This is a genomic window from Robertmurraya dakarensis, assembly GCF_900156875.1.
GTDB classification, from domain to species: Bacteria; Bacillota; Bacilli; order Bacillales; family Cytobacillaceae; genus Robertmurraya; species Robertmurraya dakarensis.
In genome coordinates, this window is record NZ_LT707409.1 from 3307435 (window position 1) to 3322204 (window position 14770).

Consider the following 14770-nt stretch of genomic DNA (forward strand, 5'->3'; position numbering starts at 1 on the left):
AGTTTTCGAGTGTGATGTATTTATCTTCAATCAACTTTATTATCATGGCTTCAAATAATTCGTCCATCAAGACTTTCATCCGTTCTCCACGGAACTCATTAATAGTACGAAAATCAGGTTGGTGCATCGCAGCTAACCACATAGCTGGTATGTTTTCTTTAATCAATGTTTCTATTCCTCGGCAAGAGTAAACCTTCTGAGAATACGCGAACAGAATGATCTTAAGCATCATTTTGGGATGAAAAGAACTTCGTCCTCCACCTTTATAATGAGAGAATAACCGATCGTTTGGAACAGCTTCGACCATTTCATCCACTACACGAGCCACATGATTCTCTTGAATAAGTGTTTCAATATCAAAAATGGATTGAATTTGACGGTTGTCATAGGGTTTAAACGTAGGAGCTAATTGTCTTTTAGGAGGCGATTTCTCATCAACCTCTGGAAGAAGAATCATTTGAGTGTTATAATCTGCAGTAGTAGTCTTTGGATTACACATAAAAAATCGTCCTTTCTAAAATGTTGGTTTGGTCACTTACATTTTACTAAATAGGGCGATTTTTTTGTGTGCTTTTTTATAATTAGATGGATTTATAAGCCAAAAAAGATTAAATATAGGTTGATTGGAACGGAAGGCACGAAGACTCCTGCGGGACGACGGGGCAGGGGAGACCCCACAGGCGCTTAGCGCCGAGGAGGCTCCCCGTACCGCCCGCGGAAAGCGAAGTGCCTGGAGTGGAAATCAACAACTCCGTTTAACCAACTACTAAAAAATAAAGGGCTGTCAAAGGTCAGTTACCTGACTTTTTGGACAGCCCCTTTGTTTTAAATAGGGAAAGAGTAAATTCGTATGATCGCATATGCACTTTGTTCTTTTACTGTTTCATCTAATCGGAAGAAACCAAGTGACTGAGAAATGTCTTCTTAGTACCATAATATTCGATTCCACTGACTAACCTATCATAGTAAAAATGTACATATCTAGGAAAAGACTAGAATGCAAATGACAGATGTCGTATCCTACAACCTGTTTTTTTAGGACCCAAAGCATATATGGTTTACAAAGATAAATTCTAACCTTCTAAATTACCAATAATTTTTCTTGAGATTTCTACTCTAGTTGTTACATCATGAGAGATACCTGGCACTCGCTAGATATATGCTGTGGTGGCATTGTCTATTTGGGCTTGTGTTTTATTTTCCCTATCATCATAGACACCTTCAGCAGTCGTTATAGCTGCTGCTAACGCATCTCTATCTGCTTGAGCTACCTGTCCTACTTCTGTACCTACAGTCACTTCATTCAACACTGTAGTTGCCACACCTATTTTTGCATTTAGATTTTTGGCATTTATACTATTCTCGTCTTATACCTTCTTTTTTCGGATTTATAACGAGACTTCACCATGCAGGCGGCTTTCGCCGCACACAGCGATCCATCAGCAGTAGTTTCTTACTTATTTCCCCACACTAATTATAAAATAAGGGAAAACGAATTTAAATAATATTTACTAAAAATTCGGACTATTATCGAAGGTATATGGGTTAACTAATAGGGATATAGGTACCTAATGTTTAAATTTGTTATACGGTGATGAGAATAGTCGCTAATTTGACCATTCTCGCATATCCATCTTCTGGGGATATAATTCTTCTATCCTTATAAAGCATGCTAGATTCTTTCACCATTCTTAAGCTAACAATGTTTACACTTTATCAGGCTGCTTCTTCATTTCCACTCCTTCTTCAAGTAGTTCTAATTGCTTCATTGGCTTCCTTACATATTGGTTCATAATTTCTTCTCCTAAAATAAAAATAGCCCTTAACTCCCTGAAAGGAATTAGGGCCTAAAATAGATTCATAATTAAATTAATCTGATCAAACTATTAGTGCTTTTTCATGATTTCTTAAAGATGACTGAACATCTTTCACCACACGTATATGGTGATCAATTAAAGAATATGAAAATGTAGAGATTTCATTTTTATTTGGATCTTACTTCTTCCAGCAATTCTAGTGATTCTGGTGACAGCGGATTATAATCAGCATAAATAATTTGCAGGTTCTTAAGATTTTCCAATGGAGACAAATCGGAAACATTATTGAAACTGAATCTAATTGTTCTAAGGTTGGTTAGTTGACTCACTACGTCAATAGTGGAAACATTATTATAATCAAAATAAAGCTCCCGAATATAAGTGTGATTTTTCAGCGGGCTGATATCCGTAATCTGATTTTTTTCTAATGATAAAGTGTTCAACTCAGTCAAATTACTTAACGGTGTTAAATCTTGGACTCTATTATCATCTAGATGCAAATATACGAGAGATGTTAATGACGATAGTGGCTCTATATCGGTTATTTTATTTTGATTTAAATTTAACACATCCAGGTTTGTAAAATGACCTATTTCATTAATAACACTCAAATCATTCCCATCCAAATTTAAATTTTCCAAATTAGGAAAAGCAGCAATCCCGTGAAGACTACTAATTTCATTGTAGGCAAAGCTTAAAGACTCCAAGTTTGGTAGTTCTTGTAGGCTACTAAGTGTGGAAACATTATTACCATCGATACTAATATGTTTAAGATTTGGAAGTCCAGAAAGAGGAGAAACATCTGATATGTTACTATTTTGAAAGTTGACTCGCACCAAATTTGTCAAATTGCTTAATGGGGTGAGATCGGAAATGCTGTCTTTCCTTAGCTCTAAAACCTCTAAATTTATTGCATATTCTAATCCACTCAAACTTTTAATATTTTCATCTGGACCTGTACCGTAGCCCAATAATTTCGTGAGCTCTGTGATTTTTTCTTTCGTTACCGGTGTATTATTCTCTATCTCAAGGGTGTGTTTAACCGATTTCTCAAGATACTTATCTTCAAAAATTACAATATCATTTACAGGTTCCGGTTCATTATCTTCTTTGATTGTAAATTCCATGACGATGGGTTGTGTTAACGTATTGCCATCAGCCGACTGAATTGAATCATTAATATGTAGAACATATGTGTCACCATGTTTAAAACCATCTGCTGGGGCTTTAATTGTAACAGACTCCCTATCTGTATTTCGATGAACAGTAATCCCGTCTACGTTTTTATCCTCGTGCATAATAAAAATATTATTCGTATTAATGGTAGATTCATCTAAAATAGCATTGAAGGTGATCGTCCAGTCATGATTAGGGTCGACATTCCTTCTCGATTCCCATCGAAATGGTTCCATGGGATATTCCCCTTTTAATTCCTTCTCTATTTCTTCTAGTTCTTCCATACTTCTTTTAATATTTTCTTCAAATCCTGCTTTTGCTGCATAATAAGTGCTTACTAAAAATGGCGAATAGTATTTAAAATATACCGGATCTTGTCCTTTCAAGATTTGATAAATGTCAAAAAGAATTTGCTCCAAGTCCTTTTCAGTTGCTTTACCATATCCATAAGAATTATCGGTTTTAATAATTGGAATGACTGGACCGTCAAGTAATGATAAATTTTCTCCATTAATAATATTTAAGTATGTATCAAACCTTTGAATATTTTCATTGAGTTGTTTTCCATTTTCCATCCATGTAAACTTATCTCCGTCATTAAAAATTCCATCCATATAAGGGATGTTTAGAATAATCCAATCATCTGTCGAAACAGTCCCGCCTTCTTCTGCAATGAGACCATAGTTTAATATTTTTATCGCTTCAATAGCGTAGCTGTCTGGATACTGTTCTGACGGTGTAAAGGTCTTAATCATCTTCTCTACTGTCTCTATGTTTGATTTAACGTCATTTATTTTCCGAATGGCTTCTACACCTTCAAAAAACTTTCCACCTATTATTAAACTACCTGCCTCATAGATTCCTTCTTTCCCATTCTCCACAACAACCTCCCAAGGACTTTCCGCATAGTAAGCATTCTTCATCATAGGACCAACAATAGGAATAAAATCATTAATAAAGTCAAAAAAAACACGAGTATCTTCTGGAATAAAATGCACTTCCCAAGTATCGTTCCCACTGAGGTTATTCCAATAATCCACCTTAATCCCTCTTTGTTTCAGTTCCAGCTCAGCGTCACTATCAAAGAACGCATAGGCTTGGATCGGTGTAAAAACTGATATTACAAGAAGTAATGAAAGTAAAGACTTTAGCCAATTCCCATTTTTCATTATCGATTCTCGCCTCCCGTTTCATAATGCTAAAGTACTAGTTATGTATATATCTCCCATGTTAACACAGTTAAATTTTCCCTTCAATTCTCCGTATGCCAAAAGAGTCAATGACACAATTAAAAGCGAGTTAACAGCCCAAATAATCACTTTTTACCTGCAACTATGTAACATCTGTTTAAATTGAAGGGGGCAACCCAAATAAAAAATGCCCTACAGAGAAATTCCCTAAAGAGCCACATACTCTTTTATTCCTTCGTAACACTCACCACATTCTCTCCATCACAAACAGCTAGGTACATTTTTACTTTCAAATCAATTTTATTCATGTTTCAATTCTTCCGTATATTTCTCTGCTAGCTTATTAGCATGTTAGCATGTCAGCAACCCCTTTTCACTACCACTTGCTTCATAGAAATTGAGAAAGTCCTGTTCAATAGAGTGAATCAGTTCCAATGCCGGCACATTAGCAAAAGTTCAGTCTTACTAATTCATTTTTTAGTCGACCAAAAATTAAACAATCCATTACAGTACATGGATTGGAGTGAATGATGTGAAAAAATTACACTTAGGAAGTCGGGCTCCGCAGACTGGACAAAAGATTGCTCAACTAGAAGGGCTGGACTTATCATGAATTCATATATGAGGTTTTGAGTCATAAATGAATTATCGAGAGAGAAAGAATAAAGAAAGATTAATGAAATGGGCGGACTTCCCGGAGAAATTGACATTCGAAAGTTATAACCTTAGTGAACAGACTGCCATTGGAGAAAAGCAACTAAACGTCCTAAAAGAGTTAAATTGGATAGAAGGGTGTTTCACACTCATAATGATGGGGCCAACTGGAGCTGGAAAAACGCATTTATCAATTGCATTAGGCATTCATGCAGTAGAAAGAGGCTATAAAGTATCATTTGTATCCATGAATCAGCTTATATATATCTTAAAGACTAGGGAATATATCAATAAATCAAAAAACGATATAAAAGAATAATAAATTCAGACTTAGTAATCATCGATGATGTTATGTATATGACCTATGAGCCAGTGGAAGCCAATATGTTTTTTCAATTTATTTATGATTTATATGATAAATCAGCATTTATTTTAACATCAAATAAAGGACCAAGCGATTGGGGCAAGTTTTTAGGTGACCCCACCCTAACGGCAGCCATTCTAGATCGGCTTCTCCATCGTAGCGAGATTCTTACATTCGATAGTGAAGCCGACAGCATTAGAATGAAATACAGAAAAACAATTTTTGAAGATCAAACTGTTGAATCTTAATTGTGGAAAACTGCTTAAAATTATTTGCGGAAAACTGTTTAATTCTACTTGACGGTTACACACCTCCTTTAGAAAATGTTCCTAACATAGCGTCTCACGACAGTTCTATAATAATGGCGTGGGTTTTATTTAAATAAAATAGTCAGTATCTTATGATATTATTGGGTTTTGCTTTACTTTACTTTTTAGTATTTAGAAATGTCGTAAGTTTCTATAAAGAAATGTCGTGAGCTTACTCAAAGGACTCAGGACAGCTTCAAGATAATTGATATAGTTTTGGACCATCTTCCGTTGAAATGGGCTAGAAATACAATTTATAGCTCTTTCAATCTCACCTTCATCAATTTCTACCTCTGCTTCCACCACTTCCTCCATTAGCTGTTGTATTAGCTCGTCCTCAGTCAGCATTTCATTTTCATAGTAACCCCTTGTTGTATCAAACTCTCTAAAGAAGACACTTCCGTTAATCGTGATTTTATGGTATGTTGGCATAATTCATTCTCCTCTGCTATTCTTTTAATTTTTTTATATTCATCAATTTAGCTATTCTAGTTCTTTTACATCCTTTGTCAAACATATCCTTTTTCTTTAAGGGACACATATTTTTCATCGCATACAATCAAATGGTCAAGAACATCAATCCCGATAATCTTACCCGCCTCAACAAGTCGCTTAGTGACTTCGCAATCTTCTCTACTTGGCGTTGGGTCCTGGGAGGGATGATTATGTCCGACAAGAATGGATGCTGCATTAGATATAACAGCTACCTTCATCACTTCTCTTGGATGTACTATACTAGCGTTTAGGCTACCCACATGGCAGATGTTAATGGCAGTTGGTTAATTTTTCGTATCCAAGCAGACAACTACAAATCGTTCCCTGTCTGATTCTACTAGAAAATCTTTTAAGAGTTTGTAAGCATCTTCTGGGGAACTGATTCTTCGCTCCTTGTATAAAATGCTAGATTCTTTTACTAGCTTTAGGCTTACAACGTTCACTCGTTTGGCATGTTGCTTCTTCTTTTCTACTCCTTCTTCAAGTAGTTCTAATTGCTTCATTGGCTTTCTTACATATTGATTCATCATTTTTCCTCCCTAAATAGAAATAGCCCTAACTCCACGAAAGGAATTAGGGCTGATATAAAATATATGTTCTCGTTATTATAATATATATTTATTTTAAATTTTATTCCATTTAAGTTGAGTGATTTTAATCTCAAAAGACTAATAGACTAATACACATAGGTTTCCATTATAGAAATAGTATTTCTACCCCCTCATATTTCATTCTCAATACGAATCACTGTAGTAACAGTGATTCGCTAAGGAACTCACCTTACAAAAGGCAATTTTTAAAATTAATTCATCTAGTAGGTTATTTCTTTATTTCATCACAATCCCTTTTTATCTTCTGATTAAGACTGAATTTCTTTTAAAAAGGCGAAATAGACTTATTTCTAAGCTCATCTCGCCCTATTTTGCTCTACTTTTCCTTGGAGAAACGAGTTCTAATTTGTAAATATTTATCCAATATGGTTTGGTTTGTTTATGAAGATAACGCTAATGAAGGAGCAATAGATTTCATGAATGGATTTATCGATAAAATACCTAAAGCATTTGCTTTAATTAAATCATATTTTTCAATCATTTTTCGCAGCTGAATTTGAAGCTGATTTAACGTGTAGACATTAGATTTATCAAAATGAGTATATAACTGGTATAACTTTTGTCCATCAATTAAACTATTATCAAAACCTAGCCTTGTTAGTGATTTTAACCATTGTTCTTCATTTGTTGGAACCAAGCATTGCTCCCAAATATCTTTGTATATTTCTAGCATTTCTTTCGAATGCTGCATTAATTCTTCTTCAGAATTAAATTGAGTAATACCTTTCATTTGTAACTGCTCTTTAATCCAGTTTCTAGCGGCTCTCCCAATATTAAAAAATGCATCAAAACGCAGTTGTAGCAATGCATCATCCATATATTCAATTGATAAAGGATATGAGATATCAGGAGTAACAGCTGGCTTTTTCTTCTCTATAAACTTCCATTTTGTCTTCAAATTTTGAATACGGATGATACATTCCCAATATAAATCTCCACCATCAGTAAATGCAGTTTTTACCTGTTGTTCGATTTCAACTAACTCCGACTCTAAGACATTTTTAGAAGCTTCTAGTTGCTTAATTTCTTTATTAAAAGCAGTATATTTAGATTCAATAGACTGATATGGTGTCAATGTTAATATCACATTTATATTACCTGCATCTAACTTTAACTGTTCTATCTCTGATGTGTGAGCAACTGTATGCATAGTTCTAATCCTTTCATTTTTAGAATATAAATGATTCATTATTATTTAAAAGAAAACCCCTTCCCTCTAGTGAGGAAAAGGGTTGTCCTATTATACCTTATTAAGATACTAATTTATAAAACTAATAGATTATTTGTTAGCTTCAACGATTGCTTTTACTTGAGCAATTGTTTTAACTGCATAACCTGCTTCTGGCTTAGCGTCTAAGATAGCTTCCGCTAAATCAAGCTTTTGAACAGATGTTAATCCAGCTAAATATTCAGTGCCAGTTAAATCAGTGATTGCAGTAATAATTTCATTTTTAGCTGTAGTAATTTCAGCTGCTGTTGCATCTGACGCAATATCTACATTAGCTTTAGTGTTGAATGCTGCAATATTAGTAGTATAAGTACCTACATATGTTGAAACTGCTTCATCAAATGTTGTTGTACTACTAAATACCGTTTCGTCTGTAGTTGCTTGTAGAATAATGTAAGCACCTAATTCAGAACGTTGAGCACTTGATAAACTAGAGAAATCTACATTGTCTAAAGCAACAATGATTTCTTGTAATGCTATTACATCACCTTCACCGATTGCTGCGTTAATAGTAACAACGTCAAGTAATTCTTGTGCTGCTGCTAAATCAGCTTCTAATGCTGCTTTATCTGCATTGAAATCGTCTGCAGGTGGGTCAGTAACTTCTGTAGTTCCTGGTAATGCTTCTACTAATTTTGCGGCTGCATCAATCTCAGCTTGACCTACACCTTCTGCCAGTGCTGAATCATCTTCATTTGTTAATGCATCCACTGCTGCTTCTGCTGCTGCTAAGTTAACTCCATCTTGAAGAACTTGTGCTGCTGCTAAATCAGCTTCTAATGCTGCTTTATCTGCATTGAAATCGTCTGCAGGTGGGTCAGTAACTTCTGTAGTTCCTGGTAATGCTTCTACTAATTTTGCGGCTGCATCAATCTCAGCTTGACCTACACCTTCTGCTAGTGCTGAATCATCTTCATTTGTTAATGCATCCACTGCTGCTTCTGCTGCTGCTAAGTTAACTCCATCTTGAAGAACTTGTGCTGCTGCTAAATCAGCTTCTAATGCTGCTTTATCTGCATTGAAATCGTCTGCAGGTGGGTCAGTAACTTCTGTAGTTCCTGGTAATGCTTCTACTAATTTTGCGGCTGCATCAATCTCAGCTTGACCTACACCTTCTGCTAGTGCTGAATCATCTTCATTTGTTAATGCATCCACTGCTGCTTCTGCTGCTGCTAAGTTAACTCCATCTTGAAGAACTTGTGCTGCTGCTAAATCAGCTTCTAATGCTGCTTTATCTGCATTGAAATCGTCTGCAGGTGGGTCAGTAACTTCTGTAGTTCCTGGTAATGCTTCTACTAATTTTGCGGCTGCATCAATCTCAGCTTGACCTACACCTTCTGCTAGTGCTGAATCATCTTCATTTGTTAATGCATCCACTGCTGCTTCTGCTGCTGCTAAGTTAACTCCATCTTGAAGAACTTGTGCTGCTGCTAAATCAGCTTCTAATGCTGCTTTATCTGCATTGAAATCGTCTGCAGGTGGGTCAGTAACTTCTGTAGTTCCTGGTAATGCTTCTACTAATTTTGCGGCTGCATCAATCTCAGCTTGACCTACACCTTCTGCTAGTGCTGAATCATCTTCATTTGTTAATGCATCCACTGCTGCTTCTGCTGCTGCTAAGTTAACTCCATCTTGAAGAACTTGTGCTGCTGCTAAATCAGCTTCTAATGCTGCTTTATCTGCATTGAAATCGTCTGCAGGTGGGTCAGTAACTTCTGTAGTTCCTGGTAATGCTTCTACTAATTTTGCGGCTGCATCAATCTCAGCTTGACCTACACCTTCTGCTAGTGCTGAATCATCTTCATTTGTTAATGCATCCACTGCTGCTTCTGCTGCTGCTAAGTTAACTCCATCTTGAAGAACTTGTGCTGCTGCTAAATCAGCTTCTAATGCTGCTTTATCTGCATTGAAATCGTCTGCAGGTGGGTCAGTAACTTCTGTAGTTCCTGGTAATGCTTCTACTAATTTTGCGGCTGCATCAATCTCAGCTTGACCTACACCTTCTGCTAGTGCTGAATCATCTTCATTTGTTAATGCATCCACTGCTGCTTCTGCTGCTGCTAAGTTAACTCCATCTTGAAGAACTTGTGCTGCTGCTAAATCAGCTTCTAATGCTGCTTTATCTGCATTGAAATCGTCTGCAGGTGGGTCAGTAACTTCTGTAGTTCCTGGTAATGCTTCTACTAATTTTGCGGCTGCATCAATCTCAGCTTGACCTACACCTTCTGCTAGTGCTGAATCATCTTCATTTGTTAATGCATCCACTGCTGCTTCTGCTGCTGCTAAGTTAACTCCATCTTGAAGAACTTGTGCTGCTGCTAAATCAGCTTCTAATGCTGCTTTATCTGCATTGAAATCGTCTGCAGGTGGGTCAGTAACTTCTGTAGTTCCTGGTAATGCTTCTACTAATTTTGCGGCTGCATCAATCTCAGCTTGACCTACACCTTCTGCTAGTGCTGAATCATCTTCATTTGTTAATGCATCCACTGCTGCTTCTGCTGCTGCTAAGTTAACTCCATCTTGAAGAACTTGTGCTGCTGCTAAATCAGCTTCTAATGCTGCTTTATCTGCATTGAAATCGTCTGCAGGTGGGTCAGTAACTTCTGTAGTTCCTGGTAATGCTTCTACTAATTTTGCGGCTGCATCAATCTCAGCTTGACCTACACCTTCTGCTAGTGCTGAATCATCTTCATTTGTTAATGCATCCACTGCTGCTTCTGCTGCTGCTAAGTTAACTCCATCTTGAAGAACTTGTGCTGCTGCTAAATCAGCTTCTAATGCTGCTTTATCTGCATTGAAATCGTCTGCAGGTGGGTCAGTAACTTCTGTAGTTCCTGGTAATGCTTCTACTAATTTTGCGGCTGCATCAATCTCAGCTTGACCTACACCTTCTGCTAGTGCTGAATCATCTTCATTTGTTAATGCATCCACTGCTGCTTCTGCTGCTGCTAAGTTAACTCCATCTTGAAGAACTTGTGCTGCTGCTAAATCAGCTTCTAATGCTGCTTTATCTGCATTGAAATCGTCTGCAGGTGGGTCAGTAACTTCTGTAGTTCCTGGTAATGCTTCTACTAATTTTGCGGCTGCATCAATCTCAGCTTGACCTACACCTTCTGCTAGTGCTGAATCATCTTCATTTGTTAATGCATCCACTGCTGCTTCTGCTGCTGCTAAGTTAACTCCATCTTGAAGAACTTGTGCTGCTGCTAAATCAGCTTCTAATGCTGCTTTATCTGCATTGAAATCGTCTGCAGGTGGGTCAGTAACTTCTGTAGTTCCTGGTAATGCTTCTACTAATTTTGCGGCTGCATCAATCTCAGCTTGACCTACACCTTCTGCTAGTGCTGAATCATCTTCATTTGTTAATGCATCCACTGCTGCTTCTGCTGCTGCTAAGTTAACTCCATCTTGAAGAACTTGTGCTGCTGCTAAATCAGCTTCTAATGCTGCTTTATCTGCATTGAAATCGTCTGCAGGTGGGTCAGTAACTTCTGTAGTTCCTGGTAATGCTTCTACTAATTTTGCGGCTGCATCAATCTCAGCTTGACCTACACCTTCTGCTAGTGCTGAATCATCTTCATTTGTTAATGCATCCACTGCTGCTTCTGCTGCTGCTAAGTTAACTCCATCTTGAAGAACTTGTGCTGCTGCTAAATCAGCTTCTAATGCTGCTTTATCTGCATTGAAATCGTCTGCAGGTGGGTCAGTAACTTCTGTAGTTCCTGGTAATGCTTCTACTAATTTTGCGGCTGCATCAATCTCAGCTTGACCTACACCTTCTGCTAGTGCTGAATCATCTTCATTTGTTAATGCATCCACTGCTGCTTCTGCTGCTGCTAAGTTAACTCCATCTTGAAGAACTTGTGCTGCTGCTAAATCAGCTTCTAATGCTGCTTTATCTGCATTGAAATCGTCTGCAGGTGGGTCAGTAACTTCTGTAGTTCCTGGTAATGCTTCTACTAATTTTGCGGCTGCATCAATCTCAGCTTGACCTACACCTTCTGCTAGTGCTGAATCATCTTCATTTGTTAATGCATCCACTGCTGCTTCTGCTGCTGCTAAGTTAACTCCATCTTGAAGAACTTGTGCTGCTGCTAAATCAGCTTCTAATGCTGCTTTATCTGCATTGAAATCGTCTGCAGGTGGGTCAGTAACTTCTGTAGTTCCTGGTAATGCTTCTACTAATTTTGCGGCTGCATCAATCTCAGCTTGACCTACACCTTCTGCTAGTGCTGAATCATCTTCATTTGTTAATGCATCCACTGCTGCTTCTGCTGCTGCTAAGTTAACTCCATCTTGAAGAACTTGTGCTGCTGCTAAATCAGCTTCTAATGCTGCTTTATCTGCATTGAAATCGTCTGCAGGTGGGTCAGTAACTTCTGTAGTTCCTGGTAATGCTTCTACTAATTTTGCGGCTGCATCAATCTCAGCTTGACCTACACCTTCTGCTAGTGCTGAATCATCTTCATTTGTTAATGCATCCACTGCTGCTTCTGCTGCTGCTAAGTTAACTCCATCTTGAAGAACTTGTGCTGCTGCTAAATCAGCTTCTAATGCTGCTTTATCTGCATTGAAATCGTCTGCAGGTGGGTCAGTAACTTCTGTAGTTCCTGGTAATGCTTCTACTAATTTTGCGGCTGCATCAATCTCAGCTTGACCTACACCTTCTGCTAGTGCTGAATCATCTTCATTTGTTAATGCATCCACTGCTGCTTCTGCTGCTGCTAAGTTAGCTGTTGCTTCTTCTGCTGCTTTTAATTGCGCAGTTAATGTTGCTACTTTATTGCGTGAACCTTCAACATCTGGTGCTAAACGATTGATTGCTGTTTCTGCTGCAGTAATGTTTTCAGGCGTTAAGTTTGCTACTGCATCATTCACTAAATCTTCAGCAATATCATCATTTACACCATCAATAAGCCCTTGAATTTCAGATAAGGAATCTGCTGTTGTAGTTAAACCTTCTAATTCTGTAGCATATTTAACAATATAATCTTCATAAGCACGTTCTACACCCGCTTCTTGTAGAGCAGTATTTAATTTCGCTTGATTAATTGGTGTGCTTGCAGTAATTACAGTGTAAACTAACTTAGCTGATTTAATATCTTCTACAATCGCAGTTAAAGCTTCTTTAACATTTTGACCTTTAACTTCAATTGTTACTCCAGCCACTGTTAAATCTGCTTCACCATCAGCGAACACTGAATCTACGTCAACTACAGCTACTTTTTCTTCTGCTTGTGTAATTACTGTATCATTAGAATCTGCAGTAAGAGTTTTCACCGCATCAACAGCATTAGTAACAGTAGCTTCTTGAGCTTTATCAATTACGTTTGATTGGATACCAGTTGCAGTTAATTTTGCAGCGTCAGCTGTTGCAAAACCTTGAATTGTTGCTACATAAGTAGTGAAGTATTTATCAAAGTTTACTCCTGTTAATAAACCTTTTTCAACACCGAATTCAAGAGCAGTATATAATTTTGAATCGTCTACAGTGGTAAGGTCAGCTGTTACACCCAAGTTTACAGCAGCTTCTACTAATTCAACAAATTGTGCTTCAGAGAAGTAAGCTTGGATTTCTTGAACAGTTGTTACTGCTTGTAATTTATCTACTGCTAAATCTGCGATAGTAATAGTTTCATATTCAAATCCAAATGCATCTAATGCTGCTTTTGTTTGGATTGTAGAACCTGCTGTTGCAGCTGTTGTTACTGATTCAACAACGCCAGTTAATTGCTCATCAAAGATTGCTGTTTGAGCATCTAATTGAGCTTGTAATTCAGTCTTAACAGTTTCATCAGCTACTGCGTCTACTGCTGTTTGTGCTGCTACTTCTAATTCTACGACAACTGCAACATCAGCATATGTAGAAATTGTTGCTTCTTCATAAGCTGCGATTGCTTCTGCTGCTGCTACTACTTCTGCAGGAGTTACAAAGTTTACTTCTTCAGCTGCTGCAGTACCGTTAACTGTTAATACACCAGCTTTTTCTGCTAAATCAACAGTTAATGTTACTGTAACACCATCTTCAGCTACTTCAACATTTGAAACTGCGATTGTTTCTTCGCCAACAGTTACGATAAAGTCTTCTGCTGTTGGTACTTCAGTTAGAGCTTCAGGTAATGTAACAGTAACACTTGTAGCGTTAATCGCACTTACTTCAGAAACCTCAAGTGTAGGTGCTTCTAAAGTAACAGTTTGTCCTTCCTGAATTACCAGATCTTCGGATGTAACTGTGTATTCAGTATTTGCTACTAAAGAACTATTTTCAGGCAAAATAAAAGTCACCTTGTTATCTGATAGGCTTCCCTCACTATATGTAAGAGTTAAAGTCTGATCACCGGCAGTTAGAGTAATTACTTTACCTGTTAAATCAGCCTCTTCCACGCCGGAGTTACTGGGAAATGATACGTCAACACTTGTCTCGTCGACTGCACTGATATCGATTACTTCAAATTCAGCAGGTGTTTCCCCACCAACTTCTGGTGATTTTCCATTTTCATCGACATTTTGATAAGTTCCTACAGGGATATCACCAGGTGTATAACTTACAAAACCTGTTTCATTAATAATAAGATCTTCCATAGTTCCAAAAGTATCTTGTCCAAGATACACATATACTTTATCAAGGCCAGCTTTATTTAAAAGTTCATTTACTTTTTCTGGTTGAAGTACATAATCTGCAAGTGACATGTATGCATTTGCTTCTCCACCAAAATAGAAACCTTGTTCTAGTTGTGCTACTTCATCAGCAGATACAGATGCAACTGGTACAGCAAGTAGAGCTGCAAAAGCTGCTGCAGAAAGTAATTTTACGGGAGACTTTTTCATTTCATTATTCCTCCTAATTATATTACACTAGTTCATTTTTTATTTTAAAGAATAGCCGAAGCCAGTTAAAGGGTTCGGCTATTCATACGGTTTAGTTAA

6 protein-coding genes and 2 pseudogenes are annotated in these 14770 nt (G+C 37.4%); 1 reads left to right on the forward strand and 7 read right to left on the reverse strand.

Annotated features, from left to right (window positions below; translation table 11 throughout):
- The 3 genes from CZ487_RS24595 to CZ487_RS24600 all read right to left on the reverse strand — a co-directional run.
- Positions 1-499, reverse strand: a 499-nt coding sequence (locus CZ487_RS24595) for a transposase (protein WP_077214996.1), incomplete at its 3' end; no start/stop codon positions are given.
- Positions 500-1151: 652 nt separating this feature from the next.
- Positions 1152-1310, reverse strand: coding sequence for a hypothetical protein (locus CZ487_RS26830; RefSeq protein WP_154676063.1), 159 nt, complete (start codon positions 1308-1310; stop codon positions 1152-1154).
- A 674-nt stretch (positions 1311-1984) separates the two neighbouring features.
- The gene (locus CZ487_RS24600; protein ID WP_077214997.1) at positions 1985-4162 is read right to left on the reverse strand and encodes a leucine-rich repeat domain-containing protein; all 2178 of its coding nucleotides are present in this window, start codon (positions 4160-4162) and stop codon (positions 1985-1987) included.
- Between the two features lie 614 nt (positions 4163-4776).
- On the opposite strand from CZ487_RS24600, the pseudogene istB reads away from it, so the two are divergent.
- Positions 4777-5449 (forward strand): annotated as a pseudogene (istB, locus tag CZ487_RS28240) (IS21-like element helper ATPase IstB); the annotation flags it as partial.
- Between the two features lie 192 nt (positions 5450-5641).
- Here the strand turns inward: istB and CZ487_RS24610 are convergent.
- The 4 genes and pseudogenes from CZ487_RS24610 to CZ487_RS24625 all read right to left on the reverse strand — a co-directional run bounded on the left by CZ487_RS24610 (position 5642) and on the right by CZ487_RS24625 (position 14671).
- Positions 5642-5941, reverse strand: a complete 300-nt coding sequence (locus CZ487_RS24610) for a hypothetical protein (RefSeq protein WP_077214998.1) — start codon at positions 5939-5941, stop codon at positions 5642-5644.
- 77 nt (positions 5942-6018) lie between these two features.
- Positions 6019-6507: pseudogene (locus tag CZ487_RS27825) on the reverse strand (JAB domain-containing protein).
- 487 nt (positions 6508-6994) lie between these two features.
- Complete coding sequence (locus CZ487_RS24620) at positions 6995-7765, reverse strand: hypothetical protein (protein ID WP_139339615.1); 771 nt, start codon at positions 7763-7765, stop codon at positions 6995-6997.
- 129 nt (positions 7766-7894) lie between these two features.
- Positions 7895-14671, reverse strand: a complete 6777-nt coding sequence (locus CZ487_RS24625; RefSeq protein ID WP_077215000.1) for a hypothetical protein — start codon at positions 14669-14671, stop codon at positions 7895-7897.
- Positions 14672-14770: the final 99 nt, after the last annotated feature.